The organism is Streptomyces sp. NBC_01497 (genome assembly GCF_036250695.1).
Taxonomy (GTDB): Bacteria; Actinomycetota; Actinomycetes; order Streptomycetales; family Streptomycetaceae; genus Streptomyces.
Map to the genome: position 1 here is coordinate 5,118,218 of NZ_CP109427.1, position 26,171 is coordinate 5,144,388.

Annotated in this window: 20 protein-coding genes; 11 read left to right on the forward strand and 9 right to left on the reverse strand. The window is 73.0% G+C overall.

What is annotated here, in order from left to right; genetic code table 11:
• Window positions 1-525: 525 nt before the first annotated feature.
• Window positions 526-1,746, reverse strand: coding sequence for an acetyl-CoA C-acetyltransferase (locus tag OG310_RS21615; protein WP_329457519.1), 1,221 nt, complete (start codon window positions 1,744-1,746; stop codon window positions 526-528).
• A gap of 757 nt (window positions 1,747-2,503) precedes the next feature.
• Window positions 2,504-3,490, reverse strand: coding sequence for an SGNH/GDSL hydrolase family protein (locus OG310_RS21620; RefSeq protein WP_329457520.1), 987 nt, complete (start codon window positions 3,488-3,490; stop codon window positions 2,504-2,506).
• 236 nt (window positions 3,491-3,726) lie between these two features.
• Here OG310_RS21620 and OG310_RS21625 point away from each other — a divergent pair, with 236 nt between their 5' ends.
• Window positions 3,727-5,139, forward strand: a complete 1,413-nt coding sequence (locus OG310_RS21625) for a cystathionine beta-synthase (RefSeq protein WP_329457521.1) — start codon at window positions 3,727-3,729, stop codon at window positions 5,137-5,139.
• Between the two features lie 630 nt (window positions 5,140-5,769).
• On the opposite strand, the gene OG310_RS21630 is transcribed toward OG310_RS21625, so the two are convergent.
• On the reverse strand, window positions 5,770-6,639 hold the full coding sequence (locus OG310_RS21630; protein ID WP_329457522.1) for a polysaccharide deacetylase family protein: 870 nt from the start codon (window positions 6,637-6,639) through the stop codon (window positions 5,770-5,772).
• A 752-nt stretch (window positions 6,640-7,391) separates the two neighbouring features.
• Window positions 7,392-7,799 carry a hypothetical protein gene (locus tag OG310_RS21635; protein ID WP_329457523.1) on the reverse strand — a complete coding sequence of 136 codons (408 nt, stop codon included), beginning with the start codon at window positions 7,797-7,799 and terminating at the stop codon, window positions 7,392-7,394.
• Window positions 7,800-7,987: 188 nt separating this feature from the next.
• Here OG310_RS21635 and OG310_RS21640 point away from each other — a divergent pair, with 188 nt between their 5' ends.
• Together OG310_RS21640 and OG310_RS21645 are read left to right on the forward strand one after the other, a co-directional pair.
• Entirely contained in the window at window positions 7,988-8,833 is an 846-nt protein-coding gene (locus OG310_RS21640; protein ID WP_329457524.1) for a MurR/RpiR family transcriptional regulator, read from the forward strand.
• 102 nt (window positions 8,834-8,935) lie between these two features.
• The gene (locus tag OG310_RS21645; protein WP_329457525.1) at window positions 8,936-9,502 is read left to right on the forward strand and encodes a hypothetical protein; all 567 of its coding nucleotides are present in this window, start codon (window positions 8,936-8,938) and stop codon (window positions 9,500-9,502) included.
• 123 nt (window positions 9,503-9,625) lie between these two features.
• Here the strand turns inward: OG310_RS21645 and OG310_RS21650 are convergent, their stop codons facing one another.
• The 5 genes from OG310_RS21650 to OG310_RS21670 all read right to left on the reverse strand — a co-directional run bounded on the left by OG310_RS21650 (window position 9,626) and on the right by OG310_RS21670 (window position 14,077).
• Entirely contained in the window at window positions 9,626-10,000 is a 375-nt protein-coding gene (locus tag OG310_RS21650; RefSeq protein WP_329457526.1) for a hypothetical protein, read from the reverse strand.
• A 102-nt stretch (window positions 10,001-10,102) separates the two neighbouring features.
• Entirely contained in the window at window positions 10,103-10,537 is a 435-nt protein-coding gene (locus OG310_RS21655; RefSeq protein WP_329457527.1) for a roadblock/LC7 domain-containing protein, read from the reverse strand.
• Window positions 10,538-10,577: 40 nt separating this feature from the next.
• Window positions 10,578-11,327: a transcriptional regulator gene (locus OG310_RS21660; protein WP_329460303.1), complete on the reverse strand. Its 750-nt coding sequence runs from the start codon at window positions 11,325-11,327 to the stop codon at window positions 10,578-10,580.
• 497 nt (window positions 11,328-11,824) lie between these two features.
• Complete coding sequence (locus OG310_RS21665) at window positions 11,825-12,298, reverse strand: hypothetical protein (RefSeq protein ID WP_329457528.1); 474 nt, start codon at window positions 12,296-12,298, stop codon at window positions 11,825-11,827.
• A 396-nt stretch (window positions 12,299-12,694) separates the two neighbouring features.
• Window positions 12,695-14,077 (reverse strand): diaminopimelate decarboxylase, encoded by a 1,383-nt coding sequence (locus tag OG310_RS21670; protein WP_329457529.1) that lies wholly within the window; start codon window positions 14,075-14,077, stop codon window positions 12,695-12,697.
• Between the two features lie 157 nt (window positions 14,078-14,234).
• Between OG310_RS21670 and hutU the strand changes: the two genes are divergently transcribed.
• The 8 genes from hutU (at window position 14,235) to OG310_RS21710 (ending at window position 26,096) form a co-directional block, all read left to right on the forward strand.
• Window positions 14,235-15,908 (forward strand): urocanate hydratase, encoded by a 1,674-nt coding sequence (gene hutU / locus OG310_RS21675; RefSeq protein WP_329457530.1) that lies wholly within the window; start codon window positions 14,235-14,237, stop codon window positions 15,906-15,908.
• A 20-nt stretch (window positions 15,909-15,928) separates the two neighbouring features.
• Window positions 15,929-17,131 (forward strand): allantoate amidohydrolase, encoded by a 1,203-nt coding sequence (locus OG310_RS21680; protein ID WP_329460304.1) that lies wholly within the window; start codon window positions 15,929-15,931, stop codon window positions 17,129-17,131.
• Window positions 17,128-18,501: a formimidoylglutamate deiminase gene (locus OG310_RS21685; RefSeq protein WP_329457531.1), complete on the forward strand. Its 1,374-nt coding sequence runs from the start codon at window positions 17,128-17,130 to the stop codon at window positions 18,499-18,501. Before OG310_RS21680 ends, OG310_RS21685 begins: the two co-directional genes overlap by 4 nt.
• A gap of 185 nt (window positions 18,502-18,686) precedes the next feature.
• Window positions 18,687-19,892, forward strand: a complete 1,206-nt coding sequence (hutI, locus tag OG310_RS21690; RefSeq protein WP_329457532.1) for an imidazolonepropionase — start codon at window positions 18,687-18,689, stop codon at window positions 19,890-19,892.
• Between the two features lie 524 nt (window positions 19,893-20,416).
• Window positions 20,417-21,532 (forward strand): GNAT family N-acetyltransferase, encoded by a 1,116-nt coding sequence (locus tag OG310_RS21695; protein ID WP_329457533.1) that lies wholly within the window; start codon window positions 20,417-20,419, stop codon window positions 21,530-21,532.
• 371 nt (window positions 21,533-21,903) lie between these two features.
• Window positions 21,904-23,313, forward strand: coding sequence for a glycosyltransferase family 2 protein (locus OG310_RS21700; protein WP_329457534.1), 1,410 nt, complete (start codon window positions 21,904-21,906; stop codon window positions 23,311-23,313).
• Between the two features lie 32 nt (window positions 23,314-23,345).
• Window positions 23,346-24,101, forward strand: coding sequence for a polysaccharide deacetylase family protein (locus OG310_RS21705; RefSeq protein ID WP_329460305.1), 756 nt, complete (start codon window positions 23,346-23,348; stop codon window positions 24,099-24,101).
• 108 nt (window positions 24,102-24,209) lie between these two features.
• A complete protein-coding gene (locus OG310_RS21710; RefSeq protein WP_329457535.1) occupies window positions 24,210-26,096 on the forward strand; it encodes a hypothetical protein in 1,887 nt (628 codons plus the stop codon).
• The last annotated feature ends 75 nt before the right edge of the window (window positions 26,097-26,171 follow it).

Genomic DNA, 26,171 nt, shown 5'->3' on the forward strand with positions numbered 1-26,171 from the left:
GTCACAATCCGGGGGGAGATTCCATTACGAGGGGGGCTCACGGGATGTGAGGGGCGCCCGCGACCGTGACCGGGGTGTCACGGCCCCCGCTCGGCCTCCCGCGGCCCCGCCGGGCGTCCGGTGGCTCAGCTCAGCCGCTCGCGTTGTCGGTCGCGCTGAGTTTCGCCGACGCTGCGGGCAGGTGCCGCCCTCGTTCCTCGGGCGACCCCTACCCTCCGCCAGGGCTCAGCTCAGCCGCTCGCGTTGTCGGTCGCGCTGAGTTTCGCCCGCGCTGCGGGCAGGTGCCGCCCTCGTTCCTCGGGCGACCCCTACCCTCCGCTACGGCTCAGCTCAGCCGCTCGCGTTGTCGGTCGCGCTGAGTTTCGCCCGCGCTGCGGGCAGGTGCCGCCCTCGTTCCTCGGGCGACCCCTACCCTCCGCTACGGCTCAGCTCAGCCGCTCGCGTTGTCGGTCGCGCTGAGTTTCGCCCGCGCTGCGGGCAGGTGCCGCCCTCGTTCCTCGGGCGACCCCTACCCTCCGCCAGGGCTCAGCTCAGCCGCTCGATGACCATGGCCATGCCCTGGCCGCCGCCCACGCACATCGTCTCCAGGCCGAACTGCTTGTCGTGGAACTGGAGGCTGTTGATCAGCGTGCCCGTGATGCGCGCGCCCGTCATGCCGAAGGGGTGGCCGACCGCGATGGCGCCGCCGTTCACGTTCAGCTTCTCCAGCGGGATGCCCAGGTCCTGGTAGGACGGGATGACCTGCGCCGCGAAGGCCTCGTTGATCTCCACCAGGTCGATGTCGCCCACGGACAGCCCGGCCCGCTTCAGCGCCTGCCGGGACGCCTCGACGGGACCGAGACCCATGATCTCCGGCGACAGGCCGGTCACGCCGGTGGAGACGATGCGGGCGAGCGGAGTGAGGCCCAGCTGGGCCGCCTTCGTGTCGGACATGATCACGAGCGCGGCCGCGCCGTCGTTCAGCGGGCAGCAGTTGCCCGCGGTGACCCGGCCGTCGGGGCGGAACACCGGCTTCAGACCCGCGACGCCGTCCACGGTGACACCGGCACGCGGGCCGTCGTCCTTGGCCACGACGGTGCCGTCCGGCAGCGTGACGGGCGTGATCTCGCGCTCCCAGAAGCCGTTCTTGAGGGCTTCCTCGGCGAGGTTCTGCGACCGGACGCCGAACTCGTCCATCTCCTGGCGCGTCACGCCCTTCAGCCGGGCGAGGTTCTCCGCGGTCTGGCCCATGGCGATGTACGGGTCGGGGAACAGCCCGTCCGCGCGCGGGTCGTGCCAGTCGGCGCCGGTGGACTGCGCGACCTCGACGGTACGGGCCTCGGCGCTCGCGAACAGGGGGTTGTGCGTGTCCGGCATGCCGTCGCTCGTGCCCTTCACCGACCGGGACACCATCTCGACACCGGCCGAGATGAAGACGTCACCCTCGCCGGCCTTGATCGCGTGCAGCGCCATCCGCGAGGTCTGCAGCGAGGACGAGCAGTACCGGGTGATCGTGCAGCCGGGAAGGTGGTCCATCCCCATCTGCACGGCCACGATGCGCGCCAGGTTGTGGCCCTGCTCGCCGCCGGGCAGGCCGCAGCCGAGCATCAGGTCGTCGATGTCGTGCGGGTCGAGCGCGGGGATCTTGTCGAGCGCGGTCTTGATGATCGTGGCGGTCAGGTCGTCGGGACGCAGTTCCTTGAGCGATCCCTTGAAGGCCCGCCCGATGGGGGAGCGGGCGGCTGAGACGATCACGGCTTCTGGCATCGGGCGCTCCTGGGGGCGGGACGGGTCGGCGGCTCTGCCGGGTTCCATCCTAAGCGGTTGCTCAGGCGGATGGGAGGGTAGTCCCCGCGGGCTCGGGCCCCGAAACCGCGGGGGCGGCTGCGGAGGCGTGAGATGGAGCACGTGGGGCCCGGCGGGACCGCGCCGCCCGGTGGCGGGCGGACCGCCGCCCTCCTGCCCCGCCGCACGGTCCCCGGAGCGCCTGTGCGGTCCCGCGACCGGGCGGGCGGTTACGGGTGGGGCATCCGCCGGCGCCCCTGTCCCCGGAGCGCTTGGGGCCCCGCCCCCGCCCCCGTGTCCGGTCCGCATCGGGGGTGCTCCCCCACCCGCGCCCCGGCGGCGGAGGGCGGGAAGCGGCGCGTGCGGGCCGGGAGGCCTGGCCGTCCTCGCGGCGCGTCGGGGTGACGGCGGTCGCGACCGGGTCGGCGGAGTGGCCCGGGTGATGCGGGGCGGCCCGTGAGGGCGTGGCGTGGCGTGTGCGAGGCAGGCCAGGGGGTGAGAGCCGGCGACGGCTCGTACGGGCGAGGCGGTGGCTTGCGCGGGCCGGCGGGTGGGGACCGGCGACTTGGCGGTGGCCGGTTCGGCGGTGCGGTGGATGGGGTGGCGGTGTGGTGGATGGGGCGGCGGAGCGAGCGGAGCAGCGGGGCGACGGGGCGGACGCCGCAGGGGGTGGCGTACGGTCCCCGTACGCCACCCCCTGCGGCCGTCGTGCTCCACGCCCCGGGCGGACCTCCCCACGTCACGACTCCTGGTGCGCCTCGCGCGGAGCCGGTTCCTGCTGCGTCACGACATGGCGCCTGCGGCGGTGCTTCAGCAGCGCCCAGGGAGCGCGCGCACCGGTGACCTCCGTGCCACCCCGCGACGCCGCCTCGGACGCGGCCTTGGCGACCGGCAGCATGTTCTCGTCGCGCAGCACGTCCAGCCGGTCCGTCTCCGGCCACAGGCCCAGCGTCGCGCAGACCGTCGGCAGGACGGCCATCGCCGCCGTCGCGTACCCGTCGACCGACGGGTGGTAGTGATCCGGGCCGAACATCTCGCCCGGGTGCGCCTCGAACTCGGGGCCCAGCAGGTCACCCAGCGACACCGTGCGCCCGCCCTGCTCGACCGTGACGATCGTCTGCGCCGCCGCCAGCTGCCGGCTCGTACGGCGCGCGAGCCAGCGCAGCGGCTGGTAGACGGGTTCGACCGTGCCCAGGTCCGGGCACGTCGCGACCACCACCTCCGCGCCCGCCGTGCGCAGCCGCCGCACCGACGCCGACAGGTACCGCACGGACTGGGTGGGCGCCATCCGGTGCGTCACGTCGTTCGCGCCGATCATGATCACGCAGACGTCCGGCAGCCTGGACGGGTCGGAGAGCATCAGCGTGACCTGGCGGTCCAGGTCGTTGGAGCGGGCGCCGGGCAGCGCCACGTTGATCAGGTCCACCGGCCGTTCCGCCACCGCCGCGAGCCCCGACGCCACCAGCGCCCCCGGCGTCTGGCCGACCCGCCGCACCCCCTGTCCCGCGGCCAGGGAGTCCCCCAGCATTCCCAGGCGAAGTGCGTCCGCCTGGCCGTATCCGAGCCCGTACCAGCCGTTCCCGTTGGCGGGTACCGGGGCGTCAGGACTGCCCACCCGTCTCTTGGCGAGCTGTACCTCCGCCAGTAGCACGCCCACCCCCGCCGCACCGATCAGACCGATGCCTCCGCCTCCGAAAGCCGCGCCTGTCGCGATTCGTCGCGCCACCCTCGCTCTCGACACTGTCCGAGCCACCTCCTCTGCACACACGCACGTACATCGCATATCTGCCCCCGGAGGGCCCCCGCACCAACGACATCAGCGGTCCAATCTCGGCCTGTGTGCCGGAAGGCGGCGCGGTGCTGCCTAGGCTGCCGTGACTGGGCCGCGCGCACGCCGTGCCTAGGCTGTCGGGACCATCACGGAGATCCCGATGGCAGCCCCGGACAAACCGGAGACATACGGTGCAATTCCACGAATCGATGATCAGTCTTGTCGGCAATACCCCGCTGGTGAGACTGCGCAGCGTGACCTCGGGCATTCAGGCGACTGTTCTGGCCAAGGTCGAGTACTTCAATCCCGGCGGCTCGGTGAAGGACCGCATCGCCCTCCGCATGATCGAGGCGGCCGAGCGCAGCGGCGAGCTGCGCCCCGGCGGCACGATCGTCGAGCCCACGAGCGGCAACACGGGTGTCGGCCTGGCCATCGTGGCGCAGCAGAAGGGCTACAAATGCCTCTTCGTCTGCCCCGACAAGGTCTCCACCGACAAGATCAACGTGCTGCGGGCCTACGGCGCCGAGGTCGTCGTCTGCCCGACCGCGGTCGACCCGGACCACCCCGACTCGTACTACAACGTGTCCGACCGCCTGGTACGGGAGACCCCCGACGCCTGGAAGCCGGACCAGTACAGCAACGTGAACAACCCCCTCTCGCACTACGAGACGACCGGGCCCGAGCTGTGGAAGCAGACCGACGGCCGCATCACGCACTTCGTGGCGGGCGTCGGCACCGGCGGCACCATCTCCGGGACCGGCCGCTACCTCAAGGAGATCAGCGCGGACCGTGCCGAGGGACCGGTGCGCATCATCGGCGCCGACCCCGAGGGCTCCGTGTACTCGGGCGGGTCGGGACGTCCGTACCTGGTCGAGGGCGTGGGTGAGGACTTCTGGCCGAGCGCCTACGACAGCACGGTGACGGACGACATCGTCGCCGTCTCCGACAAGGACTCCTTCCAGATGACGCGCCGCCTCGCCAAGGAGGAGGGCCTGCTGGTCGGCGGGTCCTGCGGGATGGCGGTCGTCGCGGCGCTGAAGGTCGCGGAGGGGCTCGGCCCCGACGACGTGGTGGTCGTGCTGCTGCCGGACAGCGGGCGCGGCTACCTCAGCAAGATCTTCAACGACGAGTGGATGAACGACTACGGCTTCCTGGAGCACGGCGGCGGTTCCGCCAGCGTCGGCGACGTCCTGCGGCACAAGGAGGGCGCGATCCCGACACTCGTCCACATGCACCCCGACGAGACGGTCGGCGAGGCCATCGAGGTGCTGCGGGAGTACGGCGTCTCGCAGATGCCGATCGTCAAGCCCGGCGCGGGCCACCCCGACGTGATGGCGGCGGAGGTCGTCGGCTCGGTCGTCGAGCGCGAACTGCTCGACGCCCTGTTCGCGAAGCGCGCCACCCTGACGGACGCGCTGGAACGCCACATGTCGGCGCCGCTGCCGCAGGTCGGCTCGGGCGAGCCGGTCGGGGACCTCATGGCGGTGCTGAGCGGCACCGGACGCGAGGGGGCCGACGCGGCGATCGTCCTGGTGGAGGGCAAGCCGACGGGCGTCGTGAGCCGGCAGGACCTGCTGTCGTTCCTGTCGGTGGACGGGCGGTAGGCGGAGCCCGCGTGCGCGGGTGTGTCTGCGCGTCCGGTGCGTCTGTGCGTGCGGGTGCGTCTGCGCGTGCGGGTATGCCTGCGTCTGCTGGGGCGGGTGGGCCCGGGTGCCCGTGCGCGTGCGGGTGGACGGGCACCCGGGCCGGGTGGCGGCGCGTGTCGCCGCTGGTGGGAGCGGTCCGGGTTCGGGTCGGCCGGCGTTCGGTCCGGACCGGGCCTTCGGACTGCCGCCGCGCCCCGGGCGGATTCGCGCAAGTGGTACGAGGCCGACACGTCCACGCAGCACGCGCTTAACACGCCACGGGCAAGGTGGGTGTCGCGCCGGGGAACGACGGAGCGGCTCCCGGACCTCCCTTCGGCGCCCGGGCACACGGGTCGGCCCTGACCCGAACCGTGCCCCCTGCGCGGGGACCGCCGTCGTCCCGCCCCCTGTGTCATCACGGGGGTGCGGCGGTCCCCGCGCTTCTCTCGTCCCCCGCGCCGGCAGGGCGCCCCCGCGTGTTCCCCGGGTACGCCACGGCCGAGGTCGTTCCCGACCGACGGCACTGTTCGCGCGGAGGGCTCGCGCCCACCCGTTCCCGTCTGCCGCTCGTGCCTCACCGGCCTTACGTGCCTCACCGCCGCGCCACGGTCACGGCTTGTCCGGGCGGTAGACCTCACCCGGCACGGGCTTGGCCGGCCACAGCAGCTGGGAGACGGTGACGACGGTGTAGCCCTTCTGGTCCAGCGCGGAGAGGATCCCCGGCAGCGCGGGCGCTGTGCCGGGGTAGATGTCGTGCAGCAGGATGATGCCGTCGCGCCGGGTCTGTTCGAGGACACGCTGCCGGATGACGGCCGAGTCCTTCGTCTTGTAGTCCTTGGCGGTGACGCTCCACAGCACCTGGGACAGGCCCAGCTCGCGGCAGACCTTCGTGACGTCCTCGTCGGTGCGGCCCTGCGGCGGGCGCATCAGGGTGGGCGCCTTGCCGGTGATCTTCTTGACCGCGTCCTGGTCGAGCTTGAGTTCCCTGCGCGCCTCGGCCGGCTTGATCTTGGTCAGGATCTGGTGCGTCCAGGTGTGGTTGCCGATCTCCATCCCGGCGGCGGCCTCCTGCCGCACCAGGTCCGGGTGCTTGAGGACGTGGTTCTTGCCGAGGGTCATGAACGTGGCGTGCGCGTGGTACTTCTCCAGCGACTTCAGGACCGCGGGCGTGTACGGGCTGGGGCCCGCGTCGAAGCTGAGCGCCACGCACTTCACCTTCCGGCAGTCCACCGCCCCCGGTCGGCCTGCCGCGATCGCGGCGGCGCTGCCGGGCGCCGCGCCGACCCCGGTCCTGGCCCTGCCGGTGACGGCGGGCGTGGCGGGGGCCGCGGGAACGCCCTTGGCGGCGTCCCGCGCGGCCTTGGGGCTGGTCACGGGGTAGGACGCGCCGCAGGCGCTGAGGACGGGGACGAGGCACGCGACGGCCGCGACGCCGGCGAGGAGCCGTGCGGGGGCCGAGGAGGCTATGTGCTGGGGCATGGCGTTACTTCCGTACTTCCGTGGTTCGGGGAGTGTGAGGGCTGCGCGGGCCGGTTCGGTCTCCGGCCGTGCGGGGCTCGCCCGCACGGGAGGACATGCGGACGTCGGCCTGACCGCCTGCGTGCCGCGACGGGCAGGGCCGTGACCCGTCCGAGGGCATGGGTGTGCCACGGACCTGGGCAGGGATGTGCAATAGACATGGGCATGACAGATGGCCGGATGAAGGGCCGAGCGGAATCCGGCCTCCTCCGGGCCGGCGCACCGCAGCCTTGTCCGCCACCTGGTCAAGGACTATACATGGTGGGTATACACATGGTGAATAGCTGCCCCGGGGAAACCCCCGGGGGGCGATCTGGCGGGGCGTCACAGCGCGGGGCGACGGGTTGGTGCGAGGTGCGAGGTGCGAGGTGCGAGGTGCGAGGTCGGGCCGGGCCCTGCCGGATCCTTCGGTGCGACTCGGTGCGACTCGGTGCGACTCGGTGCGACTCGGTGCGACTCGGTGCGGGCTCGGTCCGACCGGACACGCCTAGGCCCAGTGGCACAGCCAGAACTCAGGGGCGCGGCCGGGGCCCGTGGGCGCCGGGCTCGCACGGGGCGTGGGTGCCCGTGAGGTCGGGCGGGCGGGAGTGCCGCGCGGCGGCGGAGGCGGGCAGGGCGGCGGCGGTCGGGCCCGGGGCGGCCGGCCCCGGTCGGTCATGCCACGGGCTGTCGCGCATCCCACGGGCGGTCGGGCCCGGGGCAGCCGGCTCCGGTCAGTCCTCCCACGTCGAGCGGCGGTGGGCGCGGGCCCAGGGCCAGAAGCGGGTGGAGTGGACGGTGTTCACGCCCACGATCCCCAGCCACGCCACGAGCAGGCCCGCGAGGCCGCCGAGCGATCCCGCGATCGCCGAGAGCGGCACGGCCAGGACCAGCGAGACGATGCCGAAGCCGTACCGCTCGCCGAAGCCGTCCTCGGTACGCGGGCGGGAGGCGCCGCGCGCCACCACGAGCTGCTGCTCGGCGAGTTCGCGCCTGACGCGCTTGTCCGTCGCGCCGAGGCGCTGCTCGACCTTGTCCAGGAACGAGTCCACGAGCGCGGAGTCGTAGTCCTCGCCGAGCTCTCGGCGGGCCTGGAGGGTGGCGTTGAGCTCCTTCTTGAGCTCCGGGTCGTGGGTGTCCATACCCCATGACGGTAGGCGTCGGGGCCCCTCCGCACACGGGGGTTAGCCCCCCTCTTCGCCTTCGTGTCCACCCCTCCGGAGCCCCGTCAGGGGCGTGCGGAGTGTCCGTGCGGGTCGCCGCGGGACGACTCTGTATGAAGCTATGCATACGGGTGCGGTAGTGAATGGATCACTGATACCTTGCCCGCATGAGCGACACCCCCGCCGAGCGGTTGCAGCGCCTCTTCGAGGGGCACCGCCTGACCCCCGCGCAGCGTCGCATCGCGCACAGCATGGTGCGCCGGGCCGGTGAGGCGCCGTTCCTCTCCAGCGTCGAGCTGGCCGAACTGGCCGGGGTGAGCCAGCCCTCCGTCACGCGGTTCGCCGTCGCGCTCGGTTTCGACGGGTACCCCGCGCTGCGCAGGCATCTGCGCGAGGTCGCGCCCTCCGCACCGCCGGAGACGAGCCACCAGGACGCCGAGTGCAACGCGTACCAGCAGGCCGTGCTCGGCGAGATCGACAACCTGCGCGAACTCGCCGCGCTGCTGGCCGACCCCACTCCCGTGGAACGGGCCGGCCGGCTGCTCGCCGCGTCCCGGCCGCTCCCCGTGCTCGGCCTGCGCGCGGCCTCCTCGCAGGCGCGTGGATTCGCGTACTTCGCGGCCAAGGTGCACCCCGATGTGCGCCTGCTGGACGAGGGCGGCAGCATGCTCGTCGACCGGCTCGACGCCGCCCGCCGCAGCGGGGCCACCGCGCTCATGTGCTTCGCCCTGCCGCGCCACCCGCGCGAGGTGGTCGAGGCGTTGGCGCACGCGCGGGAGATCGGGCTGACCGTGGTGACCGTCGCCGACTCCTCGTTCGCGCCGGTCGCCCCGTACAGCGATGTCCTCATCCCGGCCGCCGTCGGCACCGGACTCGCCTTCGACACGGTGTGCGCACCCATGCTCCTCGGGCGCGTGCTGCTGGAAGCGATGTGCGACGAACTGCCGGACGCACCCACCCGGCTGGAGGAGTTCGACGCGGCCGCCCTCGCCCGCGGGCTCTTCGCCGAGTGACCACCGCGGTCTTTCTCAGGCCTCCTTCACCTTCTCTCATGGCTCCCTCACGTGCTCTCACTACGCTGCGGACACCAACGGCAGCCGCGGAGGAGGCACATCATGGCGCGCGGAGGGCAGCAGTCCCTGGCCCGGGTGGCGGTGATCGTGCGGGCGGGTTCCGTCCCACTGTTCTGGCTGGGTGCACTGTCCGCCGGAGTGGGCCTGCTGCTGCCCGGGTTCACCGGGCGGCACGTCGGCGCCTACGCGGGGGCCGCACTGTTTGTGGGGTGCGCGGCCGTCGTCGCCCTCGTACGGCGCGGCCGCTACCGGGCGTGGGCCGACCGTGCTTCGCGCGCGGGCAAGTTCGACCTCCTGCAGGACCGGGTGGTCACCCAGCGGAACTGGCGGCGGGCCCACCGGTGGTGGCTCGTCGCCGCGTTCGTGGTCGGCGTCGCCTGCTCGTTCGCGGTGCCTGCCGCGTTCGGCATGGCCGTCGCGGGCACCGGAGCCGGGCTGTGGCTGAAGGCAGTGTGGATCGGCCGCGGAGAGCGGAGGAACGACGCGATCCTGTGGGTCCGTACGGACTGGGCCGGAACCGGCCGCCCCGTCGGCAAGCAGGTCAAGGGGTACCGGACGACCGGCATCCTGGCGGGCGACGCCGCGCCCGGCGGAACACGGCGCCGCTGAGCCGCTGAGCCGCCGCGAGTACGGGCCCGGGCGCCGTACCCACGGCGAGGTCGGGACGGGCCGGGGCGCCGTACTCACAGCGAAGCGGGGACCGGGGGCCCTCGGCCCCGGACCGGTTACCCGTCAGAGATCCAGTTCGGACTCGACCTTGGCGAGCTGGTGGCGGGCCATCGCCAGGTTCGCCCTGCTCTTGTCCAGCGCGAGATAGAGGAACAGGCCGTTCTTCCCGCGTCCCTTGAGCAGACGGATCAGGTGGTACTGGTTGCCCAGCGTGATCAGGATGTCCTCGATCTCGTCCTTCATCCCGAGCATTTCCATCGTGCGGACCTTCGCTCTGACCACGTCCGTGTTGCCGGCGGCCGCGACGGTCAGGTCGAGGTCCTTGCCGCCGCCGACCGTGCCGAGCGCCATACCGCTGGTGTAGTCGACGAGCGCGGCGCCGATCGCGCCGTCGATGGAGGTGAGGGCATCCTTGAGGGAGGCTTCGGTGTTGGCCATGGGTGTCGTACTTCCTTTGCTTGTGGTGGCCGTCTTCTTCACTGTCCTGCGGCCACGGGTCGTTGAGGTCGTGGGGGGTTTCCCGGAGGCTGAAGTCATCGCTCAGGCGTTCTCCAATCGGTCGAGGGCGCCGTCCACCAACTCACCGATCCGCGCGCTCGACCTGCGGGCCTCCAGGTGCAACCGGCCCACGTTGGTCCGCGGTTCGGCCAGCAGCGTCAGCACCGCCGACGAGCCCGCCGCGTAGGTCGCGACGTAGCCGCGCTCACCTCGTACGAGGAGTTCGCGGAAGTCGCCCTGCCCCGTGGTCTCCGTCAGACGCTGCGCCACACCCAGTGCGGCGGCGGTCAGAGCGGCCACGCCCTCCGCCTGGTTGCCCGCGGTCTCCTGGGCGAGCACCAGTCCGTCGGCGCTCGCCGCGAGCGCTCCCGTCACCTGGGGGAGGCAGGCCCTGAGGCGTCTCAGCTCGCCGAGCACATCGGCCTCTGCCGTCATCAGCTGTCTCCTCTCGGCGCGTTGCCGCAACGTGCGCCTCATGACGGTGTGGTCGGGGCGTGTCCGGTGGGGGAGCAGGGGATCACAGGGTTGCCTCCAGGGCGTCGCGCAGCCTGCGCAGCAGGGCGATGTCGGGATCGCCGGAGAGCGTCGCGACCCAGGCGGGCACGGCCCCGGTCGACTCCGGCGGCGGGAGCGGGTCCTGCGGGGTGTCCACCAGCCCGGCCGCGGCGAGCCTGCGGATGTCCAGGAGGATGTGGAAGGCGGGGCGGCCGAGCGCCCAGGCGATGGCCGCGGGCGACTTGGTGCCGTCAGCCAGGGCGAGTACGTCACGCTGCCTGCGCGGCACGCTCTGGCCGGGCGCGGGCTCGCGGGCCGTCACCGGCGCGGTGTCGACACTCGCGTAGGGCCAGACGCTGTCGAGGAGTTCGCGGCGGCGGAGCGTCTCGCGCTCGACGGCCGCCGCGGACACGGGACGCACGGTGCCGAACCAGTGCGCGACCCCATAGCGGAACCGGGTCGGCCCACTGCCGGGGGCGAGTGCGAAGAACGCCGCGTCGAACAGCGCGCCCAGGTGGCATATCTCCATCTCACCGCCGCCGACCCGGCCGCTGTCGACCAGGAAGCGGGCGACCTCGCGGCGGGCGCCGGCCTTGTCGACGGCCTCCTGCCAGCCGGTGCGCGGCAGCCGGCCGCCCGCCATGAGCAGGACGTCGACGCCGGGCGCCGTGGGGCTCTCCGCGTGGACGATCCGGCCCTCGGAGAGGTAGAGGGTCCCGTGATCGCGCAGCAGCGCCCCTGTGGCGCGTTCCTCGGCGAGGCGCAGCAGCATGGGGGACACGGAGCGCGGGGACGGCGACGGGGCTCCCGCTCCCGGACGCGAGGGCAGGGAGTCCGCTGACGCGGGCGTGGGGCCGTGGGAGGGGGAGTTCCACGCCGCGGGGCCGGTGGAGGCGCTGTCCTCGGACAGGGACCGGACGGATGCGGAACTGCCGGACGCGGAAGCGGACTTCCCGGACCCGGACCCGGACCCGGACTTCCCGGACCCTGAGCTGCTGGGCCCCGAGCCGCTGGACCCGGAGCCGCTTGACCCCGAGCCGCTGGGCCCTGAGCCGCTGGACCCGGAGCCGCTTGACCCCGAGCCGCCGGACCCGGAGCCGCCGGACCGCGAGCCGCTTGACCCCGAGCCGCCGGACCCCGAGCCGCTCGACCCGGAGTCCTCGGACGCGGGGCCGGCCGGCGCTGCCGTCCGCGATGCGGAGTCCTGGGAGGCGGGACCGGCGGAAACCGGGTCCGGGACCGGGGGCCCGGCGGACAAGGAGCGTGCGGTCATCCGAGCACCAGCCGTTCCGCCAGCTGTCGCATGCGTATGCGGGCGAGCGCGAGATTGCCGGTGTCCCGGTCGAGCCAGAGGTGCAGGAAGACACTGCTGTCGAACGTCGTCTCCACGAAGCACAGCAGGTGGTACCCGGTGCGGGTGGAGACGATCACGTCCTCGACCGGGAGCCCTTTGTCCGCCCCCTCGCCCCCGCCCTCGGAGCGGGCGGCGGTGCCGGAGGAGCGGGCGCCGCCGGACGGGGCGCGATCGGAGGAGAGGTCCCGCGCGCCGTCCGGGGCGAACGTCGTGTACTCGGCCGCGGCGCGGGCCAGTTCCGCGGTCTCCGCGGCCGTCGCCTCCGCGTCGCCACCGGGCGACTCGCCCGCCGTGCCGAGGGCCAGCCCGCTCGTCCAGTCGACGACCGACGCGCCGCGTGCCCCCGGCAGGGCCATGGCCTCGTCCAGGCATGCGTCGATTCCGGGCACGCGAACTCCCTCCCCCAGTCGGGCGTGCAGGCGCACAGTCGTGCGGAAGCAGTAACCGCGACACTACGCATAGCGTTCGCGCGGGAGAGCGAGTCCGGCATATTCCGCCGAGAGAAATCAGTTATGAACCTGGCATATGCAAAAACATGCCCGATCGTGATCGAACACGATCGGGCATGTCTTATTTGTAGATGAGCTGGCTACCGGCAGACGCTCTCCTCGCGCACGGCGACGGAAGTCGCGATCACGCGCGACCGCGTGCGGGCGCACGCGCGCGAAGCTCGCCGGCCGAGGACCAGGGCGCCGGGGGTCGGGGCGCCGGGGGCCGGGGGCCGGGACGCCGGGGGCCGGGAGGCGTCCACGCCATGGGGCGGGCGCCCGGTGGCGCGGGTCCGCCTACGGCAGCAGTGCGTCCGTGTGCTCCGCGCCCGACTCGGCGACGATCTCCTCGACCGTCTGCGGGGTGCGGACCGTCGCGAAGCCGACCGGCCCGTCCGCCGTCTGTGCCTCAGGGGCCGTGAAGCCGTACACGCCCGGCCGCGGCAGGCTGTTGTACGCGTAGTGGTGCGCGAAGTAGTACGCCCCGGTGTCCAGCGCCGCGACCACGTCGCCCTGCTCGATCAGGGGCAGCGGGCGGTCGGTCGCGAGCAGGTCGCCCGCGAAGCAGGCCGGGCCCGCCACGTCCTGCGCGACCGGCTCGCCCGTACGCGGCTCGCCCTTCGCGTCGTACGCGGCGATCCGCAGCGGCCACGACTCGGGGGCGTACACCGTGCGGGTCGCCACCTGCACGCCCGCGTGCGTCACGGCGATCGGACGGGCGCCCGCCGACTTCGTGTACTCGACCTTCGCGAGGATCGTGCCGTGCTTGGCGAGCAGCGACCTGCCGAACTCCGTCACCAGCCCGTACCTGCCGTCGAACAGCCCCGGCACCGTCTCCTTCAGGACGCGCACGTAGTCCGCGTAACCGGGCGTGTGCTCCTCGGAGGCGAAGTTCACCGGGAGGCCGCCTCCGATGTCGAGCGTGTCGACCTGCTGCCGGCCGGCCGCGGTGTTGATCTCCTCGGCCAGCTCGTACAGCGCCTTGATGCCCTCGGCGATCAGCGCCAGCGGCACCCCCTGGGAGCCGGAGTGCGCGTGCAGGCGAGTCAGCCACGGCCGCTCCGTGTAGGCCCGGACGACCCACTCCCGGGCGCCCGGGTCCCGCAGTGCCACGCCGAACTTCGAGGTCGACGTCGCCGTGGACAGCGCGCCGATCGATCCGGTGCCGGTCTGCGGGTTGACCCGGACGCCGATCGGGGAGCGCGTGCCGAGCTCCGCGACGAGGGCGTCGAGGCGCGCCAGCTCCTGCCGGTTGTCGGCGTTGACCGCGATGCCGAGGGACAGGGCCTCCCGCAGCTCGCCGGTCGTCTTCGCGGGGGAGTCCAGCACGACCGATGCGGCGGGCATCCCGGCGGCGCGCGCCAGCGCCAGCTCTCCGGGGCTCGCCACCTCGGCGCCGACGCCCAGTTCCCGCAGCAGGCGCACGACGGGCACGAGCGGCGACGCCTTGACGGCGAAGGCGTGCAGCACCGGCGTGCCGGCGGGAAGGGCCTCTTCGAACGCGGTGCGCAGTGTGGCGACGGACTCCCGGATGCCCGCCACGTCGAGCAGGCCCACGACGGGCTGCTCGTCACTGATCAGGCCCTCGACGACGGCGGCGCGCACCGCGCGGTGCCGTCGGGCGGCCGCCGCCGCACCCCGGTCCTGTATGTCGGTCATGTCGGTCTCTGTCTTGCCCATGTGCATGTGCCCATCATGCTCGATGGCCCGGCCGGCCGAGCGGGCCCTGTTGACTAGGAATATTCAGAGCGTCAGGATGTGAATATCTGGTTCACCCAGCCGTTCACTCAGCAGTTCACCCGTATACGTCGGATCGCTCGTGGAGGAGTCCCCCGCCATGTCAGAGCCTCGCCTTGTCAGGGCCCCGCGCGGCCCCCAGCTCAGCGCCCTGGGATGGCAGCAGGAAGCCGCGCTGCGCATGCTCCAGAACAACCTCGACCCGGAGGTCGCGGAGCACCCCGAGAAGCTCGTCGTCTACGGCGGCACCGGCAAGGCCGCCCGTGACTGGCGCTCCTTCGACGCCATGGTCCGCACGCTGCGCACCCTGAAGCAGGACGAGACGATGCTCGTCCAGTCCGGCCGTCCCGTCGGCGTCATGCAGACCCACGAGTGGGCGCCGCGTGTCCTCATCGCCAACTCCAACCTCGTCGGCGACTGGGCGAACTGGGAGGAGTTCCGCCGCCTGGAGGCCCTCGGTCTGACCATGTACGGCCAGATGACCGCGGGCTCCTGGATCTACATCGGCACGCAGGGCATCCTCCAGGGCACCTACGAGACCTTCGCGGCCGTCGCCGCCAAGCGCTTCGGCGGCACACTCGCCGGGACGATCACCCTCACCGCCGGCCTCGGCGGCATGGGCGGCGCCCAGCCCCTCGCCGTCACCATGAACGACGGCGTGGCCATCTGCGTGGACGTCGACCCGCGCGCCATCCAGCGCCGCATCGAGCACCGCTACCTCGACGTACGCGCCGACAGCGTGGAGCACGCCTTCCAGCTCGCCGTGGAGGCCCGCGACGCACGCCGCCCCCTGTCCATCGGACTGCTCGGCAACGCCGCCGAGCTGCTGCCCCGGATGCTCGCCGAGGGCGCGCCCGTCGACATCGTCACCGACCAGACGTCCGCGCACGACCCCCTCGCGTACCTGCCCATCGGCGTCGACTTCGACGACATGGCCGACTACGCCGCCGAGAAGCCCGCCGACTTCACCACCCGGGCCCGCGAATCCATGGCCCGCCACGTCGAGGCCATGGTCGGCTTCCAGGACGCGGGCGCCGAGGTCTTCGACTACGGCAACTCGCTGCGCGGCGAGGCCAAACTGGCCGGCTACGAGCGCGCCTTCGACTACCCGGGCTTCGTCCCCGCCTACATCCGCCCGCTGTTCTGCGAGGGCAAGGGCCCCTTCCGCTGGGCCGCCCTGTCCGGCGAGGCCTCCGACATCCACAAGACGGACAAGGCGATCCTGGACCTCTTCCCGGAGAACGAGTCCCTGCACCGCTGGATCAACCTGGCCCAGGAGCGCGTCCACTTCCAGGGACTGCCCGCCCGCATCTGCTGGCTCGGTTACGGCGAACGCGACCGCGCCGGCGAGCGCTTCAACGACATGGTCGCCTCCGGCGAACTCGCCGCGCCGATCGTCATCGGCCGCGACCACCTCGACACCGGTTCGGTCGCCTCCCCCTACCGCGAGACGGAGGCCATGCGGGACGGTTCCGACGCCATCGCCGACTGGCCGCTGCTCAACGCCATGGTCAACGTCGCCTCCGGTGCCTCCTGGGTATCGATCCACCACGGCGGCGGCGTCGGCATGGGCCGCTCCCTGCACGCGGGCCAGGTCACGGTCGCCGACGGCACCCCGCTCGCTGGCGAGAAGATCCGCCGCGTCCTCACCAACGACCCCGGCATGGGCGTCATCCGCCACGTCGACGCCGGTTACGAGGAGGCCGAGGCCGTCGCCGAGGCCAAGGGCGTGCGGGTCCCGATGCGCGAGCAGGCGCAGGAGGAGACCAAGTGAGCGTCCCCGCCTTCCAGACGATGTGGGCGGACCTCGCCCGCATCGGCCGCGACGACGCCACCGGCGGCTACCGCCGCTACGCCTGGACGGGGGCCGACGCCGAGTGCCGCTCCTGGTTCCGCGACCAGGCCGCGGCCCGGGGGCTGCGCAACGAGACCGACCGCAACGGCAACCTGTGGGCATGGCTCGGCGACCCCGAGGCGGGCGACGCCGTCGTCACCGGATCCCACCTCGACTCCGTCCCCGACGGGGGCGCCTTCGACGGCCCCCTCGGTGTCGTGTCCGCCTTCGCGGCCCTCGACGAGCTCCGCGCCCGCGGCGCCCGGCCGACCAGGCCCATCGCCGTCACGGCCTTCGGCGACGAGGAGGGCGCCCGCTTCGGCGTCGCCTGCGTCGGCTCCCGGCTGTCCGCGGGGCAGCTCACCCGCGAACAGGCCCACGCCCTGCGCGCGACCGACGGCACCACGCTGCCGCAGGCGATGGAGGCCGCCGGCCAGGACCCCGACGCCATCGGCCCCGACCCCGAACGGCTCGGCCGCATCGGCGCCCTCGTCGAGTTGCACGTCGAACAGGGCCGCGCCCTCGACCTCACCGACAGCCCCGTCGGCCTCGCCTCCGCCGTGTGGCCGCACGGCCGCTGGCGGTTCGACTTCCAGGGCGAGGCGAACCACGCGGGCACCACCCGCCTCGAAGACCGCAGGGACCCGATGCTCCCCTACGCGGAGACCGTGCTCGCGGCTCGCCGTGAAGCGGAACTCGCCGGTGCCCTCGCCACCTTCGGCAAGGTCCTCGTCCAGCCGAACGGCGTCAACGCCATCCCCTCCCTCGTCAGTGCCTGGCTCGACTCCCGAGCGGCCGACCCGGCATCCCTCGACACCGTCGTGGCCGCCGTCGAAGCGGCGGCCCGCGAGGCCGCCGCCCGCTCGGGCGTCGAACTCGCCGTCATACGCGAGTCCTTCACCCCCATCGTCGAATTCGGGCACACCCTGCGCGACGAACTCGCCCGTATCCTCGGCCGCTCGTCCACCGCATCCCTCCCCGTGATCCCCTCGGGCGCGGGGCACGACGCGGGCATCCTGTCCGCGTCCGTACCGACGGCCATGCTGTTCGTGCGGAACCCCACCGGTGTCTCGCACTCCCCGGCCGAGACCGCGGCCGAGGACGACTGCGTGGCCGGGGTGCGCGCCCTCGCCGACGTACTGGAAGGACTCGCGTGCGCATGAGCACCACCGGCGCCGCCACCACCTACTGGCTGGAGCACGCCTGGCTCGACACCCACGTCGAGCCGGGCGTCACGGTCGAGACCGCGGGCGGCCGCATCACCGCCGTACGCACCGACACGCCCGCCCCGCCGCCCGGCGCCACCGCGCTGCGCGGCCTCACCGTCCCCGGCCTGGCCAACGCCCACAGCCATGCCTTCCACCGGGCACTGCGCTCCGAAGTGCAGGTCGGCAGCGGCACGTTCTGGACCTGGCGCGACGTCATGTACCGCACCGCGGGCCGCCTCACCCCCGACACGTACTACGCGCTGGCCCGCGCCACCTACGCGGAGATGGCCCTCGCCGGCATCACGGCGGTGGGCGAGTTCCACTACCTGCACCACGGACCCGGCGGCACCCCCTACGCCGACCCCAACGCCATGGGCGAGGCCCTCATCGCCGCCGCCGCGGAAGCGGGCGTGCGCATCACCCTGCTCGACACCCTGTACCTCTCCTCCGGTCTGTCGTCCACCGAACCCGGTGGCGCCCCCCTCACCCGTCACCAACTCCGCTTCTCCGACGGGAGCGCCGACGCCTGGGCGGAGCGCGTCGGCGCCCTCCGGACGCCGGACCCCGACCAGGCGCTCGTCGGCGCCGCCATCCATTCCGTACGCGCCGTGCCGGCCGACCAGATGGGCACCGTGGCCGCCTGGGCCGAGGCCCGGGCCGCGCCGCTGCACATCCATCTGTCCGAGCAGACGGCCGAGAACGACGCCTGCCTCGATGTCCACGGCCGGACCCCGACCCGGCTCCTCGCCGACCGGGGCGTCCTCGGCCCCCGCACCACCGCCGTGCACGCCACGCACCTCACCGACGAGGACATCGCGCTCATCGGCGCGGCCCACACCGGCACGTGCATGTGCCCCACCACGGAACGCGACCTGGCCGACGGCATCGGGCCCGCCGTCGCACTGGAACGCGCGGGCTCACCCCTCTCGCTCGGCAGCGACAGCCACGCCGTCATCGACCTGCTCGAAGAGGCACGCGCCATGGAGCTCGACGAGCGACTGCGCACCCGCAGGCGCGGCCACTGGACCGCGGCGGCGCTGCTGCGCGCCGCCTCCGCGAACGGCCACGCCGCTCTGGGCCGCCCCGACGCCGGCAGCATCGAACAGGGCATGCTGGCCGACCTGACGACCGTCGCCCTCGACTCCGTCAGAACCGCGGGGCCACGGGCCAGGCTCGGCGCGGAGACCGCGGTATTCGCCGCGTCAGCGGCCGACGTGCGGCATACCGTGGTGGCCGGACGCCATGTCGTACAGGACGGGGTGCACACCCTCGTACCCGACGTGCCCACCGCGCTCGCCGAGGCGATCGCCGTCCTGCGCTCCTGAGCACCGACGACTCCGGGCGCGGGCCCGGTTCCGTACCCGCCTCCGGGTCGCTTCCCCCACCGGGCGCGACGCCGCGGCTCCCCGGACCCCTCCGGGCCCTGCCGGGCACGCCGCGCCGGCGGGCCGCGGCCCCCAGGGCCCGACCGCCATCACCCGAGCGTCCCAGGAAGGAAGACAGCACCGCGATGACGACACTCGTCACCCACATCGCAAGCCTGGTCACCAACGATCCCTCCCTCGGATCGGGGCCGCCCCGCTCCCGCACATCCGGGAGCGGGGAAGGAGATCCCCTCGGTCTGATCCAGGACGCGGCCGTCGTCATCGACGGCGACCGCATCGCCTGGGTCGGTGAGTCAAGCAAAGCACCCGCCACTGACAACCGGGTCGACGCCGAGGGCCGGGCAGGTATCCCCGGGTTCGTGGACTCCCACTCCCACCTGGTCTTCGCCGGTGACCGCACCGCCGAGTTCAACGCCCGCATGTCCGGCCGCCCCTACTCGGCCGGGGGCATCCGCACCACGGTCGCCGCGACCCGCGCCGCCGACGACGCCGAACTCGCGGCGAACCTCGACCGCTACCTCGCCGAGGCCCTGCGCCAGGGCACCACGACCATGGAGACCAAGTCCGGCTACGGCCTGACGGCCGCCGACGAGTCCCGTGCGCTGCGTATCGCCGCGGCCAGGACCGACGACGTCACCTACCTCGGCGCGCACATCGTCGCTCCCGAGTACGCGGACGACCCCGCCGCCTACGTCGACCTCGTCACCGGCCCGATGCTCGACGCCTGCGCGCCGCACGCCCGCTGGGTCGACGTCTTCTGCGAGCGGGGCGCCTTCGACGCGGACCAGGCCCGCGCGGTCCTCGCCGCCGGAATGAAGAAGGGGCTGCTGCCCCGGGTCCACGCCAACCAGCTCTCGTACGGTCCCGGTGTCCAACTTGCCGTGGAACTCGGCGCCGCGTCCGCCGACCACTGCACCCACCTCACGGACGCCGACATCGACGCGCTCGCGCAGAGCGACACCGTCGCGACGCTGCTGCCGGGCGCCGAGTTCTCCACCCGCGCCAAGTGGCCCGACGCCCGCCGCCTCCTGGACGCCGGCGTCACGGTGGCGCTTGCCTCCGACTGCAACCCGGGCTCCTCGTTCACCTCGTCCGTCCCCTTCTGTATCGCACTGGCCGTGCGGGACATGGGGATGACGCCCGACGAAGCGGTTCTGGCCGCCACCGCCGGCGGCGCGGCCGCTCTCCGGCGCACCGATGTCGGCCGCCTCAGCGTCGGCGCCCGCGCGGACCTCGTACTTCTCGACGCCCCGAGCCATGTGCACCTGGCGTACCGGCCGGGTGTGCCGCTGGTGTCCGCCGTCTGGAAGTCCGGACGGCGGGAAGTGTGACCTGACGGCGTCTCAGGACGGGGGCGACCGCCTCAGCCGAACGTGATGACGCCGCGCCCGTGGGAGGTGTGGGCGTCCATGGCGTCCAGCACCGGGGGAACAGCGTCCAGGCCCACCACGTGGCATCGGGCAGGATGGTGTGCCGCGCGGAGGAGCCGGGAGCGTCCCGGAGGCCGTGCGGCGGACCCGGGGGCGGGGCCATGACGTGCAGCCGGAAGAGCACCATCGGCTGGGCGTTGGGCGCCAGGGGGTCATGGGCGTAGCCGCATCGAGCCTTAATGGGATCGAAGTCCTGTCAGTCGGCTTCCCGTCGTTCCTCTTCGGGCCTGTGCCGCACAACAGTTGACCCGTACACCCCTCGCGTCCCATCCGTCCCACTCGAAAGGCGGAGCCCTGTCCCCTGCGGATTTGGGCCGGTAACGTCCTGTTCCGCATGCGGGCGCCGCGGGGAAGGTGGGCCCGCGGGGGGAATGGGGCGACAGCCCCGCGACCGGGGGGTCGAGTTGAGCGTTGTACGCGGTGCTGTGCGTATACGGGTGGTCGCGCCGGGGGAGCTGGGCGAGGGCGACCTCGACGCGTGGCGTGCCTTACGGGCGAAGTCGGGGGCTCCCATGAATCCGTTCATGGAGCCCGAGTTCAGCCGCGCCGTGGGCCGGGTGCGGCCGGCGGCGCGGGTCGCGGTGATCACGGAAGGGCCGGAGGGCACCGAAGGAACGGGAGTTCCGGGCGTGGCCGCCGAGGCCGCCGGATTCTTTCCCTACGAGACCGGACCGCTGGGCCACGGCAGGGCGATCGGCCTCGGCGTGTCCGACAGCCAGGGTGCGGTTCTGCGGCCGGGCCTGTCGCTCACCGCCCGGGATCTGATGCGCGCGTGCTCACTGTCGGCCTGGGAGTTCGACAACCTCGAAGACGGTCAGACGCCCTTCGTGCCCCAGGCGGCGGAGGAGTTCGACTCGCCGATCGTGGACGTGGGGGAGGGCTTCGAGGCGTACGAGGCGGGGCTGCGCGAACGGTCGCCGAAGTTTTACCGGACGACCACGGCCAAGGAACGCAGGCTGGGGCGGCAGGTGGGCGAGGTCCGGTTCGTCTTCGACGAGCGCGATCCGGCCGCACTGGCACAGCTCATGGAGTGGAAGTCGGCGCAGTACCGGCGCACGGGCCGCCGCGACCGGTTCGCCAAGGACTGGATCCGCGACCTGGTGCACCTGCTGGCCGAGACGCGCAGCCCGGGCTGCTCCGGCGTGCTGAGCGTGCTGTACGTGGGTGACCGGCCGGTCGCCGCGCACTTCGGCCTGCGCTCGCGGTCCGTACTGTCGTGCTGGTTCCCCGCGTACGAGACGGAGTTCGCGAAGTACTCCCCCGGTCTCATCCTCCACCTGCGGATGGCGGAGGCGGCGGCGGCCGAGGGCATCGGGATGCTCGACCTCGGCCGGGGAGCCGCGGAGTACAAGGACTCGCTCAAGACGGGCGCGCTGAAGGTCTACGAGGGATCGGCGGTGCGCCCGGGGGCGCGTGCCGCCCTGTACCGGCTGAGCAGGGAGCCCTCCAGGCGGGCCCACAGCTTCGTCAGGACCAGGCCCCGGCTCGCCTCCTTCGCCCAGAGCACGCTGAACCAGGTGGGCAGGATCCGCGATCGCTGACGGACGTCCCGACGGCGCGCGAACCGAGGTGAGGGCCTTCGATGGGTCGAGAACAGCGCGTGACCAAGGGGCCGAAGCTCCGTACGGGTACGGCGGCAGGACCAGCACCCGGCGCATCGGCACCGCACGTGAGGAGCGCCGCCGGTGCGTGTCGCGCCTACGGCGCGATACGCACTCCCCACGCGATTCGCACGGACAGCACGGACAGCACGGACAGCACGGACAGCACGGAGAGAACGAACAGCACGAACGGAACAAACAGTACGAACGGCACGGGCGGAACGAACAGTGCGGAGAACCAGAACCCGCAGCCGGCACGCCCAGCACGTCCAGCACAGCCGGCACTTTCAGCGCCGTACCAAGGGGGGACCATGCCGTACCGGGATCTGCCGCCGCAGTTACCACCTCGTGCCGGGCGCGCCTCGCGCGAGCACGACGCGGTGAACACGGGTGCGGCGGCGGCGTCGCGGCCCTCCGCGATCGCCGTCGTCGACCTCGATCTGGCGGCCCCGGGCGGGCCTGTGCTCTCCTGCACGCCGGCGCCGGGGGGCCCCGAGCCACTTCCGGGCGGTGACGTGTACGCGCTGGTCCGCCTGCGGGGCAGACCGGTCGGCACGGTACGTGTGCGCGTCCCGGCGGACGGGGATCCGGCCGAGGCGCTCGTCGCCGCCCACCGCGCCGGCCACCGCGGCGAGGAGGCCGCGACGGCGGGTGCCGCCGCGCCGGGGACGGCGGGAATAGCGCCGCGAACGACCGTCGTCGTCGCCACGCGCGAGCGTGCGGGCCGTCTCGCGCGCGCCCTCACCTCGCTCCTCGCGCAGGACCATCCGGACTTCCGGGTCCTCGTGGTGGACAACGCACCGACCACCACCGCCACCCACGACCTCGTGACGGGGTCGTTCGCCGGACGCGTCGACTATGTGCGGGAACCCGTCCCGGGGCTCGCGACCGCACACAACCGGGGCCTCGCGAGTGTCCCGCAGGACACGGAGGTCGTCGCGTTCACCGACGACGACGTCGTGGCCGATCCGCACTGGCTCACGGCCCTGACCGTGCCGTTCACGACGGATCCGCGCCTCGGCTGTGCGACGGGCCTCATCCTGCCGGCGCGGCTGGGCACTCCCGCCCAGATCCTCCTGGAGAGCCACGGCGGCTTCGCCAAGGGGTTCACACCCCGGCTCTACGATCCGGCGCGACCGCCCGCCGACGAGCCGCTGTTCCCGTTCACGGCCGGCAGCTTCGGTTCCGGCGCCAACATGGCCTTCCGTACGGGCGCGCTGCGTTCGGTCGGCGGCTTCGACCCGGCCACCGGCACGGGCACACCCGCGCGGGGCGGTGACGACCTGTACGGGTTCGTCAGGGTCCTCGGCGCGGGACACCGGTTGCTGTACACGCCGGACGCGCTCGTGTGGCACCACCACCGGGAGACCTGGCAGGACCTCAGGAACCAGGCGTACGGGTACGGGGCCGGTCTGACGGCGTATCTCACCGCTGTCCTCGTGCGGCAGCCGGCGCTGCTGCCCTCGCTGCTCCGCAGGCTCCCGCGCGGACTGGCGCACGCCCGCGCGATCACGGCGCACCGGCCGGAGGCCGTCGCGAGCGTGACGACCGGCCCGGGGGAGCCCGACGGGCCCGGCGCACCGGCGGCGCCCGGTGCGCACGGGGCACAGGGACACCCGTGGCCCCGCTCACTGTCCCGGCTCGAACGCCGGGGCATGCTCTACGGGCCCCTCGGCTACCTCACGGCGCGCGTGGCGCGGCGCGGGGGGCGGCGGTCGTGACAGTCGTTCCGGTCCTCCTGTACCACGCCGTGATGGCCGACCCGCCCGACTGGATCGCCGAGTTCACCGTCGATCCGGGGATGTTCGCGGCCCAGCTGGACGCCGTGGTGGCGAGCGGCCGCACACCGCTCACCGTGGGCGCGTTCGCGGACGGGCTCGCGGGACGCGGGGAGCTTCCCGCCAGGCCCGTCGTGCTGACCTTCGACGACGGCTTCGCCGACCTGCCGGGGCCGACGGCGGAACTCCTGGCGAAGCGCTCACTCCCGGCCACCGCGTATCTCACGACGGGCGCGGTGACACCGGGCCGCGGCAGTCTGCTCCCGCCGGCGCCGATGATGTCCCTCGCGCAGGCGGCCGGGCTGGAGAAGTACGGGATCGAGGTCGGCGCCCACACCGTCACGCATCCCCAGCTCGACACCCTCTCCGCGAGCGAACTCCGCCGCGAACTGCGCGAGTCGAAGGATGCCCTTCAGGACGCCCTCGGACACGCGGTGGATCACCTCGCCTACCCGCACGGCTACAACAGCCGCGCGGTGCGGGCCGCCGCAGCGGCCGCCGGATACGCGTCCGCGGTCGCCGTTCGGCACGCGCTGAGTTCGATGGCCGACGAGCCGTTGCGGATAGCGCGGCTCATCCTGCGCCGGTCGCACACGGCGAGGGACGTTGCCGCGTGGATGGCAGGGGAGGGTGCCAGGGTGGCGCCGTTCCCCGACGCGCCCAGGACCGTCGGCTGGCGGCTCTACCGCCGGGCCCGCGCGCGGGTGCGCGGACCGGAGTTCGCGGGGTAGCGGGCGGGGACGAGGCACGGCGGCGGCCCGACGCGGCGCAGCCGGGGCGGGAACGCGGACAGGGCAGAGGGCCGGGCACCACCGACACACATCAGGGGGAGCAGGACCGTGGCACAGCATGAGATGTCCACGCCGGGCGCAGCGCGCGGCACGCTGACGCGGGAGGGAGCCAGACGCCTCCCGGTCGGTCCCGGCCGGCTGCTGACGTGGCTGCCGTTACCCGTCGGCGCGGCCCTGTGGGCCTGGTCGCTGCCGAAGATCCGCTTTCACGACCTGGGGGACTTCGGTCTGCTCGACCGCTTCCCCATCGCCTTCTACGCCTCGCTCGCTGTCCTCACCGTCGGCTTCATCGCCTCGCTGCGCCGGGCCGGCACGGCTCCGTGGTGGCCGCTGACGTACAGCCTGGGGATGCTGTTCGCACTGAAGGCACCCACAGCGCTGTTGTACGACACGGTCCGCTACGCGTGGGCGTCCAAACACGACGCGGTCATCGCCCGCCTGCTCACCGAAGGCACGGTCCATCCGCACCACACGCTGAACGGCGGCATGTCCGCCTACGACCAGTGGCCGGGCTTCTTCTCCCTCAACGCGGCCCTCATCCGCGCCTTCGGTGTGCACGGGGCGGCCGTCTACACGAACTGGGCCCCGGTCATCTACGGCGCCCTGATGCTGCCGATCCTCGTCCTGATCTACCGCACGTTCACCGACGACTGGCGGCTCGTGTGGACGGCGGTGTGGATCTTCCAGCTTGCCAACTGGGTGGGTCAGGACTACCTCTCGCCGCAGGGCTTCGCCTATGTGCTGTTCCTCGCCGTCTTCGCGGTGGTGCTGCGCAACTTCGTCCGGCCGGGCACGGCGGGCCGGCTGCGGGAGCGGGACGCGCTCGATCCCGCGGCGGCGCCCGTCCCGCCGTCGACCACCTGGCAGCAGCGGGCCGTCGGTGTCGTGCTGCTGGCGCCGCTGATCGCCGCGATCAACGCCGCCCACCAACTGACGCCCGTCATGCTGTGTGTGACGCTGCTCGCGTTCTGCCTGACCCGGCGCTACCGCAACATCGGACTGTTCGTCGTCGCCGTCGTCATCATGGGCGTCTGGGACCTGACGATGGGCAGAGCGCTGTTCGTCGACACGATGAAGACGCTGAGCGGGCAGCTCGGCGACCTGCTCAGCAACGCGAAGCCCGGCATCGGCGGCAACCCCACGGGCGAGGGCGCCGAACTGGTCGGCGTGGTCAACATCGTGATGGTGGTGTCCCTCGGAGTGCTCGCCGTGGCGGCCGTGCTGCTGCGCCGCCGCCTCGCCAGGTCGGCGCTCCCGCTGCTGCTCGCCGCCGTCGCGCCGGCGCCGCTGCTCGCCGTGAACAACTACGGCGGCGAAATGGTCTTCCGTGTCTACCTGTTCGGTCTGCCCGGCTCGGCGTTCTTCGCCGCCGCCGCGCTGGTGCCGTCCGTGGCGTACGCGGGCAGGGCCCGCAGGATCGCGCAGCGCGTCATGGTCGTGGCGCTGCCGGCGGGGGTGCTCGTCCTGCTCGCCGGATTCCTTCCGTCGTACTACGGCAAGGAGGACATGCAGTACGCGCCCCCGCAGGAGGTCGCCTTCGTGGAGCACGCCTACGACCGGGCGCCGGTCGGGTCGCTCGTCATGGCCGCCACGGGATCGTTCCCCGGCGCGTACTACCACTACAACCACTACGACCACTGGTTCTTCACCGAGCAGGACGCGGCGGCCAACAAGCAGTTGCTCAAGGACCCGGGCGACTACCTGGCGGAGGGCATACCCGCGGGTTGTCCTGCCTTCATCCTCCTGACTCCGACGCAGGGCGAAGCCGTGCAGGGCGAGGGCTATCTGCCGCCGGGCGGCTACAACAAACTGGTCGCGGCGCTGAAGGTCTCCCCGCACTTCAAGATCGTCGAGGACACCAGCCATGGGCTGCTGCTCCAGCACCTTCCGGTGCCGACGAAGGCCGAGTCCCTGCCGTCCGATGTCGAACCCTGACCGCCCGGGCCGCGGGACGGGCCCGTCCGCCGATGACCCCGGTCGTCCCGGCGCTCCGTCCTCCGCCGGCGCGGG